At 64.2% G+C, this 386-nt stretch carries 1 protein-coding gene; it reads left to right on the top strand.

Annotated features, from left to right (window positions below; translation table 11 throughout):
• Nucleotides 1-386 (top strand): Ig-like domain-containing protein (locus AC1DEK_RS30180; protein ID WP_478128997.1); only part of this gene is annotated, 386 nt, incomplete at both ends.

The following is a 386-nucleotide window of genomic DNA, read 5'->3' as shown; positions in this document are numbered from 1 at the left end:
AGGACACGGCGTTCGACATCTCCTATACGGTGACGGACGCAGCGGGCCACGGCTCATCGCCGAGCCCGACTACCCCTGTGAGGATCTACGCGATGGGACCGGGCAAGCCGGCAATTGGCGAAGTGATTGACGACTTGGGTCTGGTTCAGGGTCCGGTGGGCAATGGCGAGAGCACGGACGACACGACACCGACGCTGGTGGGCAAGGGCGAGCCGGGCGACACGATCGTCGTGATCGACAACGGCACACCGATTGGCGAGACGAAGGTCGACGAGGACGGCAACTGGAGCTTCACGCCTGATACGCCGCTGGGCGAAGGCAAGCACGAGTTCACGGTGGTCGAGCGTGATSAGGCGGGCAACGAAAGCAAGCCGTCGGATCCGCAC

The sequence above is a fragment of the Variovorax sp. 10N420 genome (assembly GCF_056394705.1).
Note: the sequence above shows the minus strand (reverse complement) of the source record. Positions and strands in the feature narration are given on the sequence as shown.